Genomic DNA, 21080 nt, shown 5'->3' on the forward strand with positions numbered 1-21080 from the left:
CGAGGTTGTACCCCTATGCCAGTCGGCAATCACCTGCCTCACGGCGAGACCGCTCAGGGCGGCCCGCTTAAACGCGAACTCGGCGAACGGCATATTCGCTTGATGGCGCTCGGTGCCTGTATCGGCGTCGGCCTGTTCCTCGGTTCGGCCAAGGCCATCGAAATGGCCGGCCCGGCCATCATGCTGTCCTACATCATCGGTGGTCTGGCGATCCTGGTGATCATGCGCGCCCTCGGCGAGATGGCCGTGCATAACCCGGTCGCCGGCTCCTTCAGCCGATACGCTCAAGACTACCTCGGCCCCCTGGCGGGCTTCCTCACCGGCTGGAACTACTGGTTCCTGTGGCTGGTGACCTGCGTCGCGGAAATCACTGCGGTGGCGGTGTATATGGGCGTCTGGTTCCCCGACGTGCCGCGCTGGATCTGGGCGCTCGCTGCGTTGGTCAGCATGGGTTCGATCAACTTGATCGCGGTGAAAGCCTTCGGTGAATTCGAGTTCTGGTTCGCCCTGATCAAGATCGTCACCATCGTTGCGATGGTGGTGGGCGGCATCGGCGTGATCGCGTTCGGTTTCGGCAACGACGGTGTGGCACTGGGAATTTCCAACCTCTGGGCCCATGGCGGCTTCATGCCCAACGGCGTGCAAGGCGTGTTGATGTCCCTGCAAATGGTGATGTTCGCCTACCTTGGCGTCGAGATGATCGGCCTGACCGCCGGGGAAGCGAAGAACCCGCAGAAGACCATTCCCAACGCAATCGGCTCGGTGTTCTGGCGGATTCTGCTGTTCTACGTCGGCGCGTTGTTCGTGATCCTGTCGATCTACCCGTGGAACGAAATCGGCACCCAGGGCAGCCCGTTCGTGATGACCTTCGAGCGTCTGGGCATCAAGACCGCCGCCGGCATCATCAACTTCGTGGTGATCACTGCCGCACTGTCGTCCTGCAACGGCGGCATCTTCAGCACCGGGCGCATGCTTTACAGCCTGGCGCAGAACGGCCAGGCCCCGGCCGGTTTCGCCACGACCTCCAGTAATGGCGTGCCGCGCCGTGCGCTGCTGCTGTCGATCGGTGCCTTGTTGCTGGGTGTACTGCTCAACTACCTGGTGCCGGAGAAGGTCTTCGTCTGGGTCACCGCGATTGCCACCTTTGGCGCGATCTGGACCTGGGTGATGATCCTGCTGGCCCAGCTCAAGTTCCGCAAAGGCCTGAGCGCCAGTGAGCGTGCCGGCCTGAAATACAAAATGTGGTTGTTCCCGATCAGCTCCTACCTGGCGTTGGCGTTCCTGGTGCTGGTGGTCGGGCTGATGGCGTACTTCCCGGATACCCGCGTGGCACTCTATGTGGGACCTGCGTTCCTGGTGCTGCTAACGGTATTGTTCTACGTGTTCAAGCTGCAACCGACCAATGTGGCGCAAGGTGCGGTGCGTTCGGCTTCATAAGTTGTCGATACGCTTGAAACGCAAAAGCCCCGGTCAAATGATCGGGGCTTTTTGCATCAGGGAAAATCAAAAGATCGCAGCGGCCGTGAGGAACCGCTGGTCCGAAAGAACGTCAAGCCTGTGATTTCTGACAGTAGACAGGTTCAAAGGTTTATGGCGTGAAACGGAGGGGCAGCATGAGGCGCTTTTGGAAAGGATTTTCCAGCTACACCGTGGTCGGGGTCGCCAATACGCTGATCCACTGGCAAATTTTCTTCCTGCTGAGTGAGGCCGCCGGCTTCAGTCAGGCCATGAGCAATCTGGTAGCCTTCGGCGTTGCCGCCTCGTTTTCCTTCTACATGAACGCGCTGTATACCTTCGATGCCAAGGCATCGGTCGGCGGTTATCTTCTATTCTTGGGAGCCATGGGGGCCCTGAGCCTGGGCGTCGGCCATGCCGGTGACGTGTGGCGGTTTCATGGCCTGCTGACCGTGGCCCTGTTTTCGGCCTTGAGCCTGGTGCTGGGTTTTCTGTTTTCGAAATACGTGGTGTTTCGCGAGCGTGAGCAATGAAAATCTCGTTGATCGTCCCGGTATTCAATGAGGAGCAGGCGATCGACCTGTTTTATCAAGCGGTCCGGCGTGAGTTGCAACTTGAACAGGTCGAGTTCGAGATCGTGTTCATCAACGATGGCAGTTCCGACCGCACGGCCGAGCAGATCAAGGCGCTGGCGCGCACCGATGACCAGGTGTTGCTGATCAACTTCTCGCGCAATTTCGGCAAGGAGCCGGCGCTGTTCGCCGGCCTGGAGTATGCCACCGGCGATGCAGTGATCCCGATGGATGTAGACCTGCAGGATCCGATCAGCGTCGTCCCGCGGTTGATTGAGCAATGGCAGAAAGGCGCCGATGTAGTGCTCGCCAAACGTCGCGATCGCACCGCCGACGGGTTGTTGAAGCGCCTCAGTGCGGCGCTGTTCTATCAGGTGCTCAACCGTATCGCCTACACCCGGATCGAAGAAAACGTCGGTGATTTCCGACTCATGGACCGCAAGGTGGTCGATGTGATTCGCACGCTGCCGGAACACCAGTTGTTCATGAAGGGCGTGCTGTCGTGGGCCGGATTCACTACGGTGGTCGTGGAGTACGAGCGCGCCGGGCGAGTGGCGGGGCGCAGCAAGTTCAATGGCTGGAAACTGTGGAACCTGGCGCTGGAAGGCGTGACCTCCTTCAGCACGGTGCCGCTGCGTTTGTGGACCTATATCGGTGGTGCCATCTCGATCTTCGCGGTGCTGTATGCGGTGTACATGGTGCTGGACAAGATCTTCTTCGGCAACAGCGTCCCCGGTTACCCGTCGTTGATGACCGCGATCCTGTTTCTCGGCGGCGTACAGCTGATCGGCATCGGCATTCTCGGCGAGTACGTGGGCCGCATCTACATCGAAGCCAAGCATCGGCCGCGCTATGTGGTCAAGGACATCGTCGGCGGCAAAAACCGGCTCGGGCTTTAGCATGGGCCGGTTCAGGCGACTGGTCAGCGATGAATTTGGAAGCCGTCAGGTCTGGCTGTTTTTTCTGCTCGCAGTGCTGGTGTACGTGCTGCCGCTGATCCTCGCCGACTATCCCTACATCGACGACAACTGGCGTTCGCTCTCGGCCGGCATGGCCTGGGCGGAGCAGGGGCGATTGTTTACCGAGCTGTTTTACAACCTGCTGACGTTCGGCAACGGCGCGCCGAACATCTTCCCGTTGCCGCTGTTGATTGCCTCGCTGGCCATGGCCGCGGCACTGACCCGCCTGACATTTCACTACTACCGGCAGCCGACGCTTGCCTGCTGCCTGGTGGTATTGCCGCTCTGGTACAACCCCTTCTTCCTGCAAAACCTGTCCTATCAATACGACGGCCCTGCCATGACCTTGAGTCTGGTAGCGGTGATCTACGCAATCACCTTTCGTCACCCCTCGCGCATTTTGCAGTGGCTGGTGCCGTCCTTGCTGGTTGCCCTGGCGCTGGGGCTGTACCAGGTAAGTTTCAATGTGTTTCTCGGGCTGTGTTGCCTCGAGGCACTCAAAGGCGCCAATGACAGACTGGCCTGGCCCCAGTGGTGGGGTCTGCTCGGCTGGAAACTGGCGCAGGCGATCCTTGGCTGCCTGATTTACGCCATCAGCGCTTATCCGTTCACCCAACACAGCCGTACTTCCTTGGTGAACTGGTCGGCGGAGCCGTTGTTGCAACTGCAGATCAATATCGGGCGGGTGCTGGAAAAAGTGGTGCTGCTGTTTCATGGTGGATTTGCCTGGATATTCGCCGGGTTATTGCTGTGCGCGGTGGCCGGCTCGATACAGCTGGGGCTCAAGGTCGCGACACGTCAGGACAGCCCGGGGAGGAACCTGCTGATCGGCCTGATCTGCGTACTGACCGTGCCGGTGCTGATGCTGCTGGTGTCGGGGATGGCTTTGTTTTTCCGCGATTTCAACGAAGGGGCCCGGACGCTGATGGGTTTCGCGGTGCTGTTGCTGCTGTTGTTCTATTTGAGCCACCTGGCATTGGCACACCTCCACGAGCGGCTGCCGCTGCTGCTGGTGATTCCCCTGCTGTCGATGCTGTCTTTATCGTATGCCTACGGTCGGGTACTGACGGTGCAGAAAGTCTTCGCGTCCAGCGCGGTATCCAGCATGGCGTACGACATTGCATCCCGTAAGGAATTGCGCGAGGCCAAGCGCATCTACCTGTCGGTGACCTATTCCGATCGCTGGCTATTGGGTGCTGCGGGTTCGTTCAAGCAGATGCCGGTGTTGCACTACCTGCTGAACATCGACTTTTTGGTGATGGCCGAAAACCTGCCGAAACTGGGCATCACCAACGTGGTGTCCGAGAGGGATCGACGCAATGCAACCAGGGTCGGGTATCAGGGTTACGCCCCGTTCCTGGAGAACCGGTACTACCGGATTTATCTGTTGGGCGACTACGGTTTCATCGTCATGAAAGAGCCCGCCCCGATCAAGGTGCTGCACTGGTGAAGCGCGATGATCCGTGGCTCACCACTCGATCAACCGGTCGCGCGTTGACCTGAAATGCTTGCCTGCCTGTTATTTGTGACAGTAGACCGGCACTCGCGCCGGTTCTACCCTGAAGTTGTCGAAACGCAACCAGGGAAGTGTCATGAAGGACTTGGAAAAAGGATTCTCCAGCGACACGGTTGTAGTGTTTTGTGAGTGCGCGGCATGAAGGTTTCATTGATCGTTCCAGTCTTCAATGAAGAGAAGGCCATCGAGGTGTTTTATCAGGCCGTGCGCCAGGACCCGGGCTTGCGCGAGTATCAGGTTGAAATCGTGTTCATCGACGATGGCAGCAGCGATGGAACATCCGATCTGGTCCAAGGGATCGCCTTGGTCGACAGCGACGTGATACTGATCAATTTCTCGCGCAACTTTGGCAAGGAGCCGGCGCTATTCGCGGGTCTGGAATACGCCAGTGGCGATGTGATTATCCCAATGGATGTGGACCTGCAAGATCCGATCGACGTCATTCCCCGACTCATCGCAGAATGGAAAAACGGCGCTGAAGTCGTGTTGGCCAAACGCCGCAGTCGTGCGTGCGATAGCTATATCAAACGCCATGGCGCGGCGATCTTCTACCACTTGCTCAAGCGCATTTCTTTCACGCCCATCGAAGAAAACGTCGGCGACTTTCGATTGATGGACCACAAGGTGGTGGACGTCATCAAGACCCTGCCCGAACAACAGCTATTCATGAAAGGTGTGCTGGCATGGGCCGGTTTTCGCACGGTCGTCATTGAGTACGACCGAGCGTCGCGAACGAAGGGCAAGAGTAAGTTCAACGGCTGGAAACTGTGGAACCTGGCGCTGGAAGGCATTACCTCGTTCAGTACGGTGCCATTGCGGTTATGGAGTTACGTTGGCGGCGCCATTTCGCTGCTGGCGCTGGCCTGTGGGGCTTTTATGCTGCTGGACAAACTTGTGTATGGAAATGAAGTGCCCGGTTTTCCTTCGCTGATCACGGCAATTCTGTTTCTGGGAGGGGTGCAACTGGTCGGGATTGGCGTCATGGGGGAATACATCGGCAGGATTTACATGGAAACCAAGCATCGGCCCAGGTATGTGGTCAGGAGTGTCGTGAAGGGTGATGCCTTGAACAATGAGCACACGTAGTTGAAAGGAGAAGGCGACCTCAAGCCTTGCAGCGCATCTGAAGACGCCTTCGCCGGCAAGCCGGCTCCTACAGGGTTTGGCGTTGACCACAATGCATCGGCACGCTGGTGATCATGTAGGAGCCGGCTTGCCGGCGAAGAGGCCCTCAAGGCTTGCGCCGTCTTTAAGGATATCTTCGCGGATCGGTTTCAGGCAGCCGGTTTCGTTTGGTGTATGGGTAACTCAACCCTGAACGTGGTCCCTGCACCCACCTCACTGCGCACCGAAATCTCCCCCCGGTGCTTCTTCACGATGCCATACGACAGCGACAAGCCCAGCCCCGTCCCCTGGCCCACCGGCTTGGTGGTGAAGAACGGGTCGAAGATTTTCTGCAGGGTCTGTGGCGCGATGCCGGCGCCGGTGTCTTGCACCTCGATCCACACCTTTGCAGCTTCATGCCCGGTGCGCAGGGTGAGGGTGCCGCGTTCCGGGCCGATGGCCTGGGAGGCGTTGACGATCAGGTTCATGAACACCTGGTTGATCTGCGAAGGCAGACACTCGATGTCGGGCAGCGCCTGATACTCCTTGATCACATCGGCCTTGTACTTGAGTTCGTTGGCGACGATGTTCAGCGTCGACTCGATGCCCTGTTGCAGGCTGACCCATTGCCATTCCTGGTTGGAGTCCACGCGGGAGAAATCCTTGAGGTCCTTGACGATCTGACTGACCCGGTTGATGCCGTCCTTGGATTCCTTGATCAACAGCGGAATGTCGTCGCGCAGGAACTCCAGTTCGACCCGTTCGCGCAGCTGTTGCAAGTGCTCGACAAGCTCGCTGGAGCCGATGGCCTCTTCGGCATCGCGATAGGCGTCGAGCATTTCCTGCAACTGTTTGAAGTAGCCATCGAGGGTGCCGAGGTTGGAAGAAATAAAGCCGATGGGATTGTTGATTTCATGGGCGACACCCGCCGCGAGTTGACCCAGTGAAGCAAGTTTTTCCGATTGCACCAGTTGAGATTCAAGCTGTTTGCGTTCGTCGATTTCCCGCTGCAGCTCAACGCTGGTTTCGGTGAGTTGCCGGGTTCGGCGGTCGACCATCTGCTCCAGTTGGTCGACCTGCATGCTGGCCCGTTCGGTCATCTCCCATTTGGTCAGCAGGGTGTTGGCCATCTGCTGCACTTCAATATTGTCGAACGGCTTTTTCAGAATCAGTAAGCGGTCGTGGGCCTGCAAGCGGTCGAGCAGTTCATCCCAGGAATAGTCGGAATAGGCGGTGCACACCACCACCTGCAGGCGCGGGTCCTGCTGCCACAGGTATTCAATGGTCTGCGCGCCATCCCAGCCCTCGGGCATGCGCATGTCGACAAAGGCCAGGGCGTAAGGACGGTGCTCCTGCAGGGCCCATTTGAGCTTTCCGAGCCCCTCCTGGCCACCGTACGCCGAATCCAGCTCGAACACCGCGCTGGCGGTTTTGACTTCCCGGCCGAACAGCGTCGCTTCCATCTCGTCCAGCTCGACGGTCAGCGCCGGCGTCGGCATGAGAATCTTGCGAAAATCCACATGGATGGACGGTGTATCGTCGATCAGCAGAATACGCCGGTTCGAACGCTCGCTCATGCATGCTCCGGAACGACTTTAAGCGGGATCTGCAAGGTGAACAGCGCGCCTTTGCCCGGGCCGTCGCTATGGGCGGTAAGGTGGCCGTTCATCTCGATGGCGGCCAGGGCGCAGCTGTGCAGGCCGAATCCGTGGCCTTCCTTGCGGGTGGTGAAACCGTGGGCAAAGATGCGCGTCATGTTCTCCTCGGCGATGCCTTCGCCGTCGTCCTTGACGCTGACTTGCAGGATCGAATCCTCGACTATTTTTACCCCAAGCGTCATTTGCCGCGGATGATTGCCCGGATCGGACATGGCGTACTTGGCGTTGCTGATCAGGTTGATCAGGATCAGTAGCAGCCGGTGCTTGTCGCCCATGACCTGCGGCACTTCACTGTACTCCTTGATGACCTTGACGTGATGCCGGGTCAAGGCGCCTGCGTTCATGCGCAGGGCGTCTTCAAGCAATTCGCTGATGTACAGCGGTTCCATCAGGTTGTTGGCGCCGGCATAGGATTGCTGGGTGGCGACGATGTCCTTGATGTGGTCGACACTTTTGCTCAGCTGCGCCAGCTCTTCGGTCATGCCTTGTTGTTCCAGGGCAATCGCATCCACCAGTTGATTGAGATAGCCGGGCAGCAATTTGCCTTTCTCGTCCTGGGTGAGAAAGGTGCCAAGGTCGCCTGGATGCCCGTTGATCAGCTGCATGGCCTTGCCCAGGCCCTGGGCCTTGCTGGCGCGCAGTTTGCGGCTGACCAGGTCGGCGGAAATATTCACGCTGTTGAGCACGTTGCCGACGTTGTGCAACACGTTGGTGGCGATTTCGGCCATGCCGGCCTGGCGCGCGGTGTCGAGCAGCTCGCTCTGGGTGTCCTTGAGTTCGCGGGTGCGCTCTTCCACCCGCACTTCAAGATCGTCGTTGGCGGTTTGCAGGGCGTTGTTGACGCGCTGGATCACCGTGAAACTGCGCATCAGGTGAATCGCCAGGTACACCAGCAACAGGACCAGCAGGACTGAAAACACCAGCATGTAGAAGTGATAGCGCTGGTCGACCGCATCGGCCCGCTGCTGGTCGGTGTTCAGCAGGCCGGTGATGGCGTCCAGGCGTTCGGCCACGGGAATGGCTTCGATGTTCTGCAGCAGCCGATTCACCACCGGTTGCTCGCGCAGGATCAGGGAAATGTGGTTGCTCAGAATATCGATCGGACTGTGGAACTGTTCAGGCAGGCGCTCTTTGTTGACCGCCAGTTTACTCAGCCCGAGCAGGATGTCGGCCGCTTTGTCGTCGGAGGTGACCTGGGCGAATTCCAGGCTGCTGAGCAGCAAATCGTAGGTGTCGGTGGCGATGTTCTGCAGTTGCAGTTTGTCGCCGTCCACCAATTGCCCAAGCTGTTCCTGAATGTCGTCCTCAGCCGTGGGCAGGAACGCCAGCGAGTTGCGCAACACCGCGTTGTGCGACTTGAACTGTTCCACCAGCCGGGTCTTTTCCTTGAGGGTTTCCTGATAGGCGTCATGGCTGGCGCGCCAGGTCGGCGAGTCGTTGCGGCCGTGGCTGGACTCCATCGTATCGAAGCGTTGCCACAACTCAGTCATCTCTGTCAGCGGTGCGACCAGCGGATCATAGTTGTGGCTGATGGCGATCCTGGCCTTGAGAATCTCGGTTTCCCACTGGGCATTCAACTGTTTGATCCGCCCGATCAGGTCCCGGGACTCGGTGTAGGTCGTGGTCTGGTTCGAGTTGGATTTGAGGTACAGGAACAGCAGCGTCGAGGCCAGCATCACGGCGACGATGCCCAGCAGCGCCAGGTTGCGGCGGTGAGAAATCCTCATAAGGGTTTGCCCTCCCATTCGCCAGTCAGGGTCTTGAGAAATTTGATGATCAGGGTTTTGTCTTCGGTGGAAGGAATGCGCCCAAGCTGGAACTTGAACATCACGTCCACAGCATCTTCGAGAGTGCTGGCCGAGCCGTCGTGAAAGTACGGCGCGGTCACGGCGACGTTGCGCAGGCTGGGTACCTTGAAGACGTTGCGGTCCTCTTCGTCCCGGGTCACCAGATATCGCCCAAGATCGGATTCGACAGCATGGCCCCGTACCTGAAAGTAATCGGCCATCACCCCGAACTTCTGGAACATGTTGCCGCCGATGTTCACCCCTTGATGACAGGCGATGCAGCCGTATTCCTTGAAGCGCTGGTAACCGTATTTCTCCTCCCGGTTGAGGATCTCGGTATCACCCAGCAGGTATTGGTCGAAGCGTGAGTTGCGACTGAGCAGCGTGCGTTCGTAGGTGGCCAGGGCATTTTGCACCGTGTTCATGGTCACGCCGTCGGGGTAGGCGTTGGCAAATGAGGCCTGATAAGCGGGATCGGCGGACAGCGTCTGCACCACGTGCTCCCAGTTGTTGCCCATTTTATCTGGGCTCTGCACCACTTCGTGGATCTGGGCTTCGAGGGTGTCGGCCCGACCGTTCCAGAATTGCCGAAAATTCAGGCTGGCGTTGAATACGCTGGGGGTATTGGTCTCCACTGCAAGACCGGCGAAACCCATGGAAAATGCCTGGGTGTCGGCACCGCCGTTTTCCAGTCGGTGGCAGCTTGAACAGGATATCGAGCCATTGACCGACAGGCGGGGTTCGTTAAACAACTGGCGCCCGAGTTCGACCCGCAGCGGATCCTGCCTGGGCGCCGCCGGCAATGGTTTGAGCGGTTCATCCAAAGGGGCGGCGCCGGCGTTCAGACACAGCCCGAACAGCGGCACCAGAAGCAGGCGGTGAAAGAAGGGCGACATCTGATGATTCCTTGGCCTATGGCCCGAGTGTCTTTGCGAATCGTTCACGTGGCGACGGATGAAGAGAGCTGCACCGACCGCAGGTACCGGACGAATGCCTCCGGCTCCACGGCTTTGCTGAAGTAGTATCCCTGGCCTTCCTCGCATTGATGGGCCTTGAGGAAATCCAGTTGTTGAAGGGTTTCCACCCCTTCGGCAATGATCGTCAGCTTGAGGCTGCGGCCCAGGCTGATGATGGCGCTGACCAGCGCGGCATCATTGCTGTCGCTGCTCAAGCTGCGAATGAACGACTGGTCGATTTTCAGCACGTCGACGGGAAAGCGCCGCAAGTAACTCAAGCTGGAATAGCCGGTGCCGAAGTCATCGATGGCCAGTCGCACCCCCAATGCCTTGATCCGGTTCAGGGCGGTGACGGTGGCATCGATGTTTTGCATCAACACGCCTTCAGTGATTTCCAGTTCGAGCAAGGCCGGCTCCAGACCGGTGTCCTTGAGTACCTGCTCGATGCCGTCGACAAAGTCCCGTTGGCGGAAATCGATGGCCGATACATTCACCGATATGCAGATCTTCGGCAGCCCAGCCGCCTGCCACGCACAGGCTTGTCTACAGGCCTGGGCCAATACCCATTTGCTCAACGGGACGATCAGGCCGCTGTCTTCGGCCACGCCGATAAAGTCCGACGGGTAGACGCAGCCATGTCCCGGTTTATGCCAGCGGATCAAGGCCTCGGCGCCGACGACCTGACCGCTGCCCAGGTCCAGTTTGGGTTGGTAATGCAGGACAAATTCGTTGCGTTCCAGCGCCAGGCGAATGCCGGTCTCGATGCTTTGCTGATCCCGGGCCCGCTGGTTCATTTCGTCGATGAAGAAACTGAAGTCGTTCGGGCCGTTTTCCTTGACGTTGCGCATCGCGGTTTCGGCTTTCTTGATCAGCGAGATGGCATCGAAGCCATCGTCGGGATAAATGCTGATGCCCAGGCTGGCAGTGACGCTCAGGTCGTGGCCGGCAATGTGCTGGGGCTCGCGGATGGCCTTCAGGAGTTTTTCGGCGATGCCCTTGGTCTGCTGTGGGTGGCGGATGTCGGCGAGGATCACCACGAATTCGTCCGAACCGTAGCGAAACACCGAATCGGACTCACGCACCGAGGCCACCAGATTGCGCCCGACCTGCTTGAGCATCTGGTCACCGGCCGGATGGCCCAGGGCGTTGTTGATGCGTTTGAAGCGGTCGAGCCCCAGAAACATCACCGCCAGCTGCTTGTCATGGCGCCGGGACAGTGCCAGTGACTGGTTGAGGCGGTCACCGAGCAACGTACTGTTGGGCAGCTCGGTCAGGACGTCGTACTGCAACAGATGCGAGACCTTGAGCAGTTCGAGGACCCGGGCCTCGATGGTTTGCTCCAGGCTCAGGACTTTCATGGCCGCGTCCTGAGCCATTTGCCACTTCCAGGTCAGGGCGCTGGCCATCTGCCGGATTTCCAGGCTGTCGAAGGGTTTTTTCAGCACCAGCAACTGGTCGCCGAATTCCAGCCGCTCCGCCATGTCTTCCCAGCTGTAATCGGAATAGGCGGTGCACAAGGCAATTTGCAGGTGCGGGTCGGCCTTCCACAGCTGTTCGATGGTCTCCAGGCCGTCCCAGCCCGGTGGCATGCGCATGTCGATGAAGGCCATGGCATAAGGCCGGCCTTCGGCCAGTGCGCACTGGACCTTTTCGAGGGCTTGCGAACCCTGGTAGGCCGAGTCGAGCTGAAACGTCAGCCGATCGAGCTGCACGGTGCCGAAGAGCGCTTGTTCGGTGCCGGCCAGGCTTCGGTCATCTTCGCTTTGCGCGCCAAGGATCTTGCGAAAATCCTCATGGATCGAGGGCGTATCGTCGATGATCAGAATGCGCCGGTTGGTTCGCACGAAAGGGATTTTCATCTTTTGTCCCCCGTGGAGCGTTGCGGGTTGTCTTGCATCGGCCCGAGCTCGTGGCTCGCGGGCGCGATACTGCCGGCCTTCAACAGCTCGGCGGCCTGCTGGCTGCTGACGGCTTTGCTGAAGTAATGACCCTGGGCGTTCATCGGTGAACCGGTGGCCATCAGCGAGCTGCGCTGCTCCTGGGTTTCGACGCCCTCGGCAATGATGCCGATCCCTACCTCCCGGGCGAAGTTGATGATGGCGCGCAGGGTGTTCGCGCTGGCCGGGTCGCGGGCCGCGGTGTCGATGAAGGCCTGGGCGAGTTTCAGGTGATTGACCTGGTAGGTCTTGAGGTAGTCGAAAGAGGAGTATTCGGTGCCGAAGTCGTCGATGGCGATCTTCACCCCCAGCTCGCGCAGACGTGGCAACACATCGTTGTGGGTCCATTTGGTCTGGGCCAGCGTCGCTTCGGTGACGTCGAAGCGCAGGTCCCAGGGGCACAGTTCCCAGCGCGCGGTGGTGCGCAGCACGTCGTAGATCAACTCGGGACCACTCTTGAGCTGGGCCAGGGACAGCTTGATTGCGATCACCGGAGGTGCCATGCCGTCGTCGCGCCACTGGCGCATTTGCCGGCACGCACGATCCAGCACCCAGTGACCGAGGGCGACGATGGTGCCGGTCTTTTCCGCTGCGGGCAGAAATGCCGAAGCTTCCAGCAGGCCGCGTTCGGGGTGGTTCCAGCTGACCTGCGCTTCCATGCCGAGGATCCTGCCACTGCTCAGGTCCACTTCCGGCCAGTAATGCAGTTCCAGTTCCTCGTGTTCGATGGCTTCTCTCAAGTCGCTGGCGATGGCCATGCGTTCGACCACCTCCTGATTGATTTCCTCGGAGTGGAAGTGGTACTGGTTGCGCCCCTTTTCCTTGGAGCGGTACAGCGCCATGTCGGCCTGGGTCAACAGGCCGTCGGCGCTGGTGCTGGCCGGGCTGTAACTGCTGATGCCGATGCTGACCGAGACCCGCACATCATTGCCGGCCAGGGAGTAGGGCAACACCAGCGCATCCCGGACCTTGGCGGCCAGCCCTGCGGATTGGGTCGGGTCGCTGACATCCAGTTGCAAGATCGCGAACTCGTCACCGCCCAGGCGGGCGACCACATCGTTTTCCCGCACACAGGCCTTGATCCGGCGGGCGACCTCTTGCAGCAGCAGGTCGCCCGCCGGGTGGCCCAGCGAGTCGTTGATGCGTTTGAAGTGATCCAGGTCCAGGTAAAATATGGCAAAGGTGGCCGCACCCCGTCGCGCGGCGGCGAACGCCTGGTGCAGCCGCTCGATCAGCGTCGCGCGGTTGGCCAGCCCGGTCAGCCCGTCGGTGCGAGCCAGCAGGGCGATTTTCTCCTCGGCCACTTTGCGCTCGGTGATGTCGATGATGATGCCTTCGACTTCGAGCAAGCGGCCCTCATTGTCGCGTACCGGGATGTAGCGGTTTTCCACCCAGCGCCAGGCGCCATTGCCGGTGCGCATCCTGAATTCGATGGAGGCGCCCGCCGCATGGCGGTCAAGCACCCGGGCCATGGCGGTGTCGACCTTCGATTGATCGTCGGGATGGATCAGCTCCTGGGCCCAGTTGGCCGACGACACCAGCGCCGCGGCAATGTGCCCGTACTTGGTGATGTTGTGAGAGATGTACATCAACGGAAACGACGGTTCGCCCCGCAACCGATACAGGATGGTCGGACTGTTTTGCACAATGATATTGGCATCGGACAGCTCCCGGGTGCGTTCCTCGACGGCCTGCTCCAGCAGCGACATTTTCAATGCCGCGTCTTCGGTCATCTGCCATTTGGCGGTCAACGCGCTCGCCATCTGGCGGATTTCGATGGCATCGAAGGGTTTTTTCAGGATCAGCAAGCGGTCGCCCAGCTCCAGGCGCTCGTCGATGTCTTCCCAGGAATAATCGGAATAGGCGGTGCAAAGTGCCACTTGCAGCTTGGGATCGACCTGCCACAGCCGTTCGATGGTCTCCAGCCCGTCCCAGCCCGGTGGCATGCGCATGTCGATGAAGGCCATGGCATAGGGCAGGTCGTTGGCCAGAGCCGTCTCGACCTTGTCCAGTGCCTGCAGCCCCTGAAACGCCGAATCGAGCAGGAAACTTTGCAGTGAAATGGCCGCGGAGGTGCCGAACAGGGCATTTTCAGCGCTTATCAGACTGTCGTCGTCGAACGAAGGCGGGCTGAGGATCTTCGCGAAGTCGGCATGAATCGAGGCGGTATCGTCGACGATCAGAATCCGCCGGTTGGTCCGAGCCAGCAAAGAATTCATCGACATGCGCCGGGACCAGCGTCTTTATGGTGGGGTGTGTTCATAGAGGGCATCCTTTCCCTGATCTCCTGGCCGAACGTACAGATTATGGATCCGAGTCAGCTGAGCATAGACCTCTGTCCAGCACTTCGCGCTACAGAATCAAACGAATCATTTCCGGATCACGCGCAAAATCATCTAGCCTGAAGGACAGGCTCCGACAATAGGGGATGTTTGTCCGGAACCTGATTGCGATACAGCCGTTTCACTCGAGGTAACGCCATGGAAGAGCAACTCCCCACGACATTGACTGATAAACCCAAGGTGCTGCTGGTCGATGATGAGGAGTCGATCCTCAACAGCCTGCGTCGCTTGTTGCGCGGCCAACCCTACGACGTGCTGCTGGCCACCAGTGGTGCCCAGGCCCTGGATATCATGGCGCAACAGCCCGTCGACCTGGTGATGACCGATGCTCGCATGCCCAATATGGACGGCGCCACGCTATTGGCCCATATCCATCAGCGCTACCCCGACACCACCCGAATCATGCTGACCGGTTACGCCGATCCGTCGGTCATTATCAAAGCCATCAATGAAGGGCAGATTCATCGTTACATCAGTAAACCCTGGCACGATGAGGAAATGCTGCTGACGTTGCGACAAGCCCTGGCCTACCAGTATTCCGAGCGTGAACGCTTGCGTCTGATGCAGGAGACACGGGATCAGAACGAGCAATTGAGGCTGCTCAATGCCACCCTGGAGAGACACGTCGCCTCCCGTACCGCCGAGCTGCAGCAGACCGCGGACATGCTCGACCTGGCCTACGAAGAACTCAAGCACAGCTATGTCACCAGCACCGAGGTGTTCTCGCTGCTGGCCAACCTGCGATTGCCGCCGGCCAAACAGACCAACCGCCAGATCATCGAACTGGTGCGGGTCTACTGCCAACGGCATGAGCTGGACGAAGGTACGGGTCGCGACCTGACCATGGCCGCGGCGCTTTATAACATTGGCAAGCTGAGCTGGACCGACAATATGATGACCGCGCCGGCGGACCTGCTGCATCACAACGATCGGGAGCGCTACCGCGGTTATCCGAAACAGAGCGAGTCACTGTTGATGACGCTCGAGCCGTTGAAGGATGCGGCGCGGCTGATTCTTCACCATCAGGAGCGTTGGGATGGCAATGGCTTTCCCGACCGGCTCAAGGGCGAGGCGATTCCGTTCGGTTCACGGCTGCTGAAACTGGCGGTGGATTTCATCGAATTGCAGCGTGGCCTGATTCTCGAGCGGCAGATGAACAGCGATGAAGCACTGGTCTATATCCGCAACTATGCCGGCCGGCTCTACGATCCCGGGATGGTGGAGGATTTCATCCAGGTCTGTGCGGCGTACCTGAGCGATGTTTCGCTGGCCGATCCTTTGGTCAAGGTGCTGACCACCCGGGACCTGGCGGCAGGCATGATCCTGGCGCGCAACCTCAATGCCGACAATGGGATGTTGCTGCTCAATGCCGGCAAGGTGTTGAACGGGGCGCTGGTGGATAAGTTGATCGCCTTCGAAGCCATGGAAGGGGCGAAATACGCCATTTTTGTGAAGATACCTGAGGATGTGAACGGCGCAATTCTCGAGATGGAAAATGTTGCCCCGGCCCTGCATTGACCCCCCTGTAGGAGCGAGCCTGCTCGCGATGGACGTGAACGATGACGCGCGCTGTCTGGATGAACGCAGCGCCCTCACGTTCATCGCGAGCAGGCTCGCTCCTACAGAGGGGAGGGGGACTTGGCAGATGTTTTTCCGCGTGACGACGCCTCGGCCCGCATGTGATCCTTGCGCCTTTTACCCAAAGCCAGATCCGCTTCATGACCCTATCCTCCGTCTCGCCCCGTCTCATCCGTATCGCTGCCGCCCTGTTGATCGGCCCCGACGGCCGCACCTTGCTGGTGCGCAAGCGCGGCACCGAAACCTTCATGCAACCGGGCGGCAAGATCGAAGCCCATGAACAACCTATCCACGCCCTGGCCCGCGAACTGGAGGAAGAGCTGGGCCTGGTCATCGATCCGGCGCACGCCACCTGGCTGGGGCAATTTTCGGCACCGGCCGCCAACGAGCCGGGGTTTGTCGTCCAGGCCGAAGTCTTTCAACTGACTGTCGACTCAGACGTATCCCCGGCGGCCGAGATCGAAGAGGTGCGCTGGATCGACCCGGCCACCGACGGCAATCTCATCCTGGCGCCATTGACACGGGACCTGATCCTGCCGTTTTATCGAGCCTCGCTGACCGCGATCGCCTGATCATTCACGCCGGGGAATTGCCATGATCCCGCTTCAAGACCTGCTGATTTTCGCCGCCGCCGCGTTGCTGATGGTGCTGACACCGGGGCCGAACATGATCTACCTGATCTCCCGTTCGATCTGCCAGGGGCGCAAGGCCGGAGTGACTTCACTGCTCGGCGTGGTCGCGGGATTCTTCGTGCACCTGTTCGCGGCGGCTGCCGGTTTGACCGCCGTGTTCCTCGCGGTGCCGATGGCTTATGAAGTGCTGAAGTGGGCCGGTGCGCTGTACCTGATGTGGCTGGCGTGGCAGGCGGTCAGGCCGGGGGCGCGTTCACCCTTCGAAGCGCAGCAATTGCCACCGGACTCGTCACGCAAACTGATCACGATGGGCTTTCTGACCAGCGCCCTGAACCCGAAGATCGCGGTATTTTACCTGTCGGTGTTCCCGCAGTTCATCACGCCTGAGCATGGCTCGGTGTTTACCCAGAGCATCCTCCTCGGCCTGACCCAGATCAGCGTCAGTTTCAGTGTCAACCTGCTCATCGCACTGTTCGCGGCGGGCATTGCGTCCTGGTTTGTCAACAACCCGACCTGGCTGGCGGTGCAGCGTTATTTCATGGGCTTCGTGTTGTCGGCCCTGGCCGTGCGGTTGATGCTTGAACAACGCCGGGCGGCTTGATCGTGTGGATTGAACGGCTGGATGCCAGGCATGCCCTGGATTATCGGGCACTGATGCTCGAAGCTTATGACCTGCATCCCCAGGCGTTTACCTCCACCGTGCGCGAACGCGCGGTGATGCCGCCGAGCTGGTGGGAATCGCGCCTGACCGGCAAGCTCGACGTGGTGTTCGGCGCGTTCGAAGAGGGCGGGCTGGTGGGTATCGTCGGCCTGGCCTTCGAGCCCCGGGAAAAGGCCCGGCACAAGGCGACATTGTTTGGCATGTATGTATCCGCCAAGGCCCGCCAGCGCGGGTTGGGCTACACGCTGGTCCAGGCAGCGCTGACTGAAGCACAGGACCGTCAGGGCTTGAGGCTGGTCCAGCTGACCGTGACTGCTGGCAACGATGCGGCGATCAACCTGTACAAGCGTTGCGGCTTCATCCAGTTCGGCCTCGAACCGATGGCGGTGCGGGTGGGCGAGGAGTATTTCGACAAGCTCCACATGTGGCGCGAGATCTGAATCCACCACAGATCCCTTGTAGGAGCGAGCTTGCTCGCGATGGACGTGAGGGCGCCGCGTTAATCCAGGCAGCCCGCGTCATCGTTAACGTCCATCGCGAGCGAGCTCGCTCCTACAGGGACTCAGCGAACAGCGCTGACGCCATCCAGGGTCGAGAACGACGTGTCCTTGGCCGTCAGCAAAAAGTCGCGCATATAGGGCGCATCCAGCATGTCGGCACGAATCCCCGCATACAAGGTCGCAAACAACCCCTTCTCACCGAGGCGCTTGGCCTTCACATAACCCCGTGAGCTGTATTCATGCAGCGCCCAATGGGGCATGCCACACACCCCGCGGCCGCTGGCCACCAGTTGCATCATCATCACTGTCAGTTCCGAGGTGCGGACCTGGGCCGGTTCGATGTCGGCCGGTTCCAGGAAGCGGGTGAAGATGTCCAGCCGGTCACGCTCCACCGGGTAGGTGATCAGCGTTTCCGTCACCAGATCTTCAGGGACGATGTAGGCCTTGCCCGCCAATCGGTGCTGGTTGGCGACCGCGAGCATCGCTTCATAGGTGAACAGCGGCACATAGGTAATCCCTGCCAGTTCCAGCGGATCGGAGGTCACGACCAGGTCCAGGTCGCCCCGGGCCAGGGCCGGCAAGGGGGCGAAGGAGAAGCCCGAGGCCAGGTCCAGTTCTACCTCCGGCCAGGCGTCGCGGAACTGGTCGATGGTCGGCATCAGCCACTGGAAGCAACTGTGGCATTCGATCGCCATGTGCAGACGCCCGGCAGTGCCACCGGCCAGCCGCGCAATGTCGCGCTCGGCACCCCGTAGCAGCGGCAGGGTGGCGTCGGCCAATTGCAGCAGGCGCAACCCGGCGCTGGTGAAACGCACCGGCTTGGTCTTGCGCACGAACAGCGGCATGCCCATGCGCTCCTCCAGCTCCTTGAACTGGTGTGACAGCGCCGACTGCGTCAGGTGCAACCGATCGGCGGCATCCACCAGGCTGTCAGCTTCGCGCAAGGCATGCAGGGTCTTCAGGTGACGGATTTCAAGCACCGGCGGCTCCATGAGGAAAACTTGTGATCAACACGAAAAGGTTGAGTTTGTCTCATGTTGGGTTTGCTGTCGACAATAGCACCATGTTTTACAGCTACTTTTATGAGAGAAATTTCACCATGGCCTTGGCACACACTCTGGGTTTCCCGCGCATCGGCGCTGATCGCGAACTGAAAAAAGCCCTTGAAGCCTACTGGAAGGGCGATCTCGACCAGGATGCGCTGGAAAGCGTAGGTCGCCAGCTGCGCGCCAACCACTGGCAAGTGCAGAAAGATGCCGGCATCGACCTGCTGCCGGTGGGCGACTTTGCCTGGTACGACCAGGTCTTGACCCATTCCCTGACCTTCGGCGTGATCCCCAAGCGTTTCGACAGCGCCAAGAACGAACGCGGCCTGCCGACGCTCGACACCCTGTTTGCCATGGCCCGTGGCGCTACCGCAAGCTGCTGCGGCGGCGAACATGTCACAGCGCAATACGCCCAGGAACTGACCAAGTGGTTCGACACCAACTACCACTATCTGGTCCCGGAATTCAGCGCTGATCAGCAATTCAATCTGAGCTGGGAACAGCTGTTCGACGAAGTCGACGAGGCCAGGGCCCTGGGCCACAACGTCAAGCCGGTGATCATCGGCCCGCTGACTTACCTGTGGCTGGGCAAGGCTAAAGGCGACGACTTCGATAAACTCGACCTGCTGGAACGGCTGCTGCCGGTCTACAACGAAATCCTCGGTCGCCTCGCCGGGCAGGGTGTGGAATGGGTGCAGATCGATGAACCGATCCTGACCCTCGACCTGCCCCAGGACTGGAAAAACGCCTTCGAGCGCGCCTATCACATACTGCAATACTCGCCGCTGAAAAAGCTGGTGGCGACCTATTTCAGCGGCCTGCAAGACAACCTCGGGCTGGCGGTCGGCCTGCCGGTACAAGGCTTGCACATCGACGCGGTGCGTGCCCCCGACCAACTGCTGCACGTGCTCGACCGCCTGCCGATCTACAAGATTCTCTCAGTGGGCCTGGTCAATGGGCGCAACGTCTGGCGTTGTGAGCTGGAGCCCGTGCTCGAACAACTGCAATTTGCCCAGGAACGTTTCGGCGACAACCTGTGGGTCAGCAGTTCCTGCTCGCTACTGCACAGCCCGGTAGACCTGGAGCGTGAAGACAAGCTCGACCCGGAACTGAAAAGCTGGCTGGCCTTTGCCGTGCAAAAATGCGGTGAAATCGCCGTGCTGCGTGATGCCTTGAATGACCCGCAATCGCCCAAGGTGCAAACCGCCCTGGCCGAGAGTCGTGCGATCCAGGCCAGCCGCGCCCAGTCGCCGCGGATCCATAAAGCTGAAGTTCAGGCCCGCCTCAACGCCATCGGCGCCGCGGACAGCCAACGCCATTCGCCGTTCGCCAAGCGTATCGAGCAGCAGCGCGCTCGCCTGCAACTGCCAGTGTTCCCGACCACCACCATCGGTTCGTTCCCGCAGACCGGTTCGATCCGCCTGGCACGCCAGGCCTTCAAGCAAGGCAAGCTGTCGGCCAACGATTACACCGACGCCATGCACAGCGAAATCCGCCATGCCGTAGAAGTCCAGGAACGTTTGGGGCTGGACGTGCTGGTGCACGGTGAAGCCGAACGCAATGACATGGTCGAATACTTCGCCGAGCAGCTTGATGGTTATCTCTTCACCCGTTTCGGCTGGGTCCAGAGCTACGGCTCGCGCTGCGTCAAACCGGCCATCATCTACGGTGACCTGAGCCGTCCGAGCGCCATGACCGTCGACTGGATCACCTATGCCCAGAGCCTGACCGACAAGGTCATGAAAGGCATGCTGACAGGTCCCGTGACCATGCTGATGTGGTCGTTCCCCCGCGAAGACGTCTCGCGCAAAGTCCAGGCGCAACAACTGGCCCTGGCCCTGCGTGACGAAGTGGTGGATTTGGAAAGTGCCGGGATCAAGATCGTACAGATTGACGAAGCGGCGTTCCGTGAAGGCCTTCCGCTGCGCCGCGCGCAATGGCAGGAATATCTGGATTGGGCCGTGCAAGCGTTCCGCTTGACTGCTTCGGGTGTACGTGACGAAACCCAGATCCACACCCACATGTGCTACAGCGAATTCAACGACGTGATCCAGTCCATCGCGGCCATGGACGCTGACGTGATCACCCTCGAAACCTCGCGGTCGGACATGGAGTTGCTGGAGGCATTCGAAGCGTTCGACTACCCGAACGACATCGGCCCGGGCGTCTACGACATCCACTCGCCACGGGTGCCGGACACGGCCGAGATGGTCAAGTTGATGAGCAAGGCAGTGGAGCGGATTCCGGCCGAGCGCTTGTGGGTCAATCCCGATTGCGGGCTGAAGACGCGGGCGTGGCCGGAGACTGAGGCAGCGCTGGTGAACATGGTGGCGGCGGCTCGGCAATTGCGAAGCCAGTTGGCATAAAGCACCAGCAA

Annotated in this window: 16 protein-coding genes; 10 read left to right on the plus strand and 6 right to left on the minus strand. The window is 59.9% G+C overall.

The annotated features are described in order from the left end of the window. Positions 1-15: 15 nt before the first annotated feature. The 5 genes from J2W17_RS07410 (at position 16) to J2W17_RS07430 (ending at position 5588) form a co-directional block, all read left to right on the plus strand. Positions 16-1437, plus strand: coding sequence for an amino acid permease (locus J2W17_RS07410; RefSeq protein WP_307331575.1), 1422 nt, complete (start codon positions 16-18; stop codon positions 1435-1437). A gap of 176 nt (positions 1438-1613) precedes the next feature. Next, positions 1614-1988 (plus strand): GtrA family protein, encoded by a 375-nt coding sequence (locus J2W17_RS07415; RefSeq protein ID WP_307331578.1) that lies wholly within the window; start codon positions 1614-1616, stop codon positions 1986-1988. Next, a complete protein-coding gene (locus J2W17_RS07420; RefSeq protein WP_307331579.1) occupies positions 1985-2926 on the plus strand; it encodes a glycosyltransferase family 2 protein in 942 nt (313 codons plus the stop codon). The genes J2W17_RS07415 and J2W17_RS07420 overlap by 4 nt, the downstream gene beginning before the upstream one ends. Position 2927: 1 nt before the next feature. Further along, positions 2928-4436 (plus strand): glucosyltransferase domain-containing protein, encoded by a 1509-nt coding sequence (locus J2W17_RS07425; RefSeq protein ID WP_307331583.1) that lies wholly within the window; start codon positions 2928-2930, stop codon positions 4434-4436. 204 nt (positions 4437-4640) lie between these two features. Then, positions 4641-5588, plus strand: coding sequence for a glycosyltransferase family 2 protein (locus J2W17_RS07430; RefSeq protein WP_307331586.1), 948 nt, complete (start codon positions 4641-4643; stop codon positions 5586-5588). Positions 5589-5776: 188 nt separating this feature from the next. Here the strand turns inward: J2W17_RS07430 and J2W17_RS07435 are convergent, their stop codons facing one another. The 5 genes from J2W17_RS07435 to J2W17_RS07455 are packed head-to-tail and all read right to left on the minus strand — an operon-like array spanning position 5777 to position 14169. Further along, positions 5777-7183, minus strand: a complete 1407-nt coding sequence (locus tag J2W17_RS07435; RefSeq protein ID WP_307331589.1) for an ATP-binding protein — start codon at positions 7181-7183, stop codon at positions 5777-5779. Next, positions 7180-8991: a DAHL domain-containing protein gene (locus J2W17_RS07440; protein WP_307331592.1), complete on the minus strand. Its 1812-nt coding sequence runs from the start codon at positions 8989-8991 to the stop codon at positions 7180-7182. The genes J2W17_RS07435 and J2W17_RS07440 overlap by 4 nt, the downstream gene beginning before the upstream one ends. Next, positions 8988-9947, minus strand: a complete 960-nt coding sequence (locus J2W17_RS07445) for a cytochrome-c peroxidase (protein WP_307331594.1) — start codon at positions 9945-9947, stop codon at positions 8988-8990. Before J2W17_RS07445 ends, J2W17_RS07440 begins: the two co-directional genes overlap by 4 nt. A gap of 44 nt (positions 9948-9991) precedes the next feature. After that, entirely contained in the window at positions 9992-11866 is a 1875-nt protein-coding gene (locus tag J2W17_RS07450; RefSeq protein ID WP_307331596.1) for a putative bifunctional diguanylate cyclase/phosphodiesterase, read from the minus strand. Next, positions 11863-14169: a putative bifunctional diguanylate cyclase/phosphodiesterase gene (locus tag J2W17_RS07455; RefSeq protein ID WP_307331599.1), complete on the minus strand. Its 2307-nt coding sequence runs from the start codon at positions 14167-14169 to the stop codon at positions 11863-11865. Before J2W17_RS07455 ends, J2W17_RS07450 begins: the two co-directional genes overlap by 4 nt. 255 nt (positions 14170-14424) lie before the next feature. Here J2W17_RS07455 and J2W17_RS07460 point away from each other — a divergent pair, with 255 nt between their 5' ends. From J2W17_RS07460 to J2W17_RS07475, 4 genes are all read left to right on the plus strand, one after another. After that, the gene (locus J2W17_RS07460) at positions 14425-15804 is read left to right on the plus strand and encodes an HD domain-containing phosphohydrolase (protein WP_307331602.1); all 1380 of its coding nucleotides are present in this window, start codon (positions 14425-14427) and stop codon (positions 15802-15804) included. Positions 15805-16004: 200 nt separating this feature from the next. Beyond that, complete coding sequence (locus tag J2W17_RS07465; RefSeq protein WP_307331603.1) at positions 16005-16436, plus strand: NUDIX hydrolase; 432 nt, start codon at positions 16005-16007, stop codon at positions 16434-16436. A 22-nt stretch (positions 16437-16458) separates the two neighbouring features. Continuing rightward, complete coding sequence (locus J2W17_RS07470; protein ID WP_307331607.1) at positions 16459-17097, plus strand: LysE family translocator; 639 nt, start codon at positions 16459-16461, stop codon at positions 17095-17097. Positions 17098-17099: 2 nt separating this feature from the next. Beyond that, positions 17100-17597: a GNAT family N-acetyltransferase gene (locus J2W17_RS07475; protein WP_307331610.1), complete on the plus strand. Its 498-nt coding sequence runs from the start codon at positions 17100-17102 to the stop codon at positions 17595-17597. Positions 17598-17719: 122 nt separating this feature from the next. On the opposite strand, the gene metR is transcribed toward J2W17_RS07475, so the two are convergent. Continuing rightward, positions 17720-18637: a transcriptional regulator MetR gene (gene metR, locus J2W17_RS07480; protein WP_064679500.1), complete on the minus strand. Its 918-nt coding sequence runs from the start codon at positions 18635-18637 to the stop codon at positions 17720-17722. Between the two features lie 119 nt (positions 18638-18756). Between metR and metE the strand changes: the two genes are divergently transcribed. After that, complete coding sequence (gene metE / locus J2W17_RS07485; protein WP_307331614.1) at positions 18757-21069, plus strand: 5-methyltetrahydropteroyltriglutamate--homocysteine S-methyltransferase; 2313 nt, start codon at positions 18757-18759, stop codon at positions 21067-21069. The last annotated feature ends 11 nt before the right edge of the window (positions 21070-21080 follow it).

It is taken from the genome of Pseudomonas lini (genome assembly GCF_030812475.1).
Taxonomy (GTDB): Bacteria; Pseudomonadota; Gammaproteobacteria; order Pseudomonadales; family Pseudomonadaceae; genus Aquipseudomonas; species Aquipseudomonas lini_A.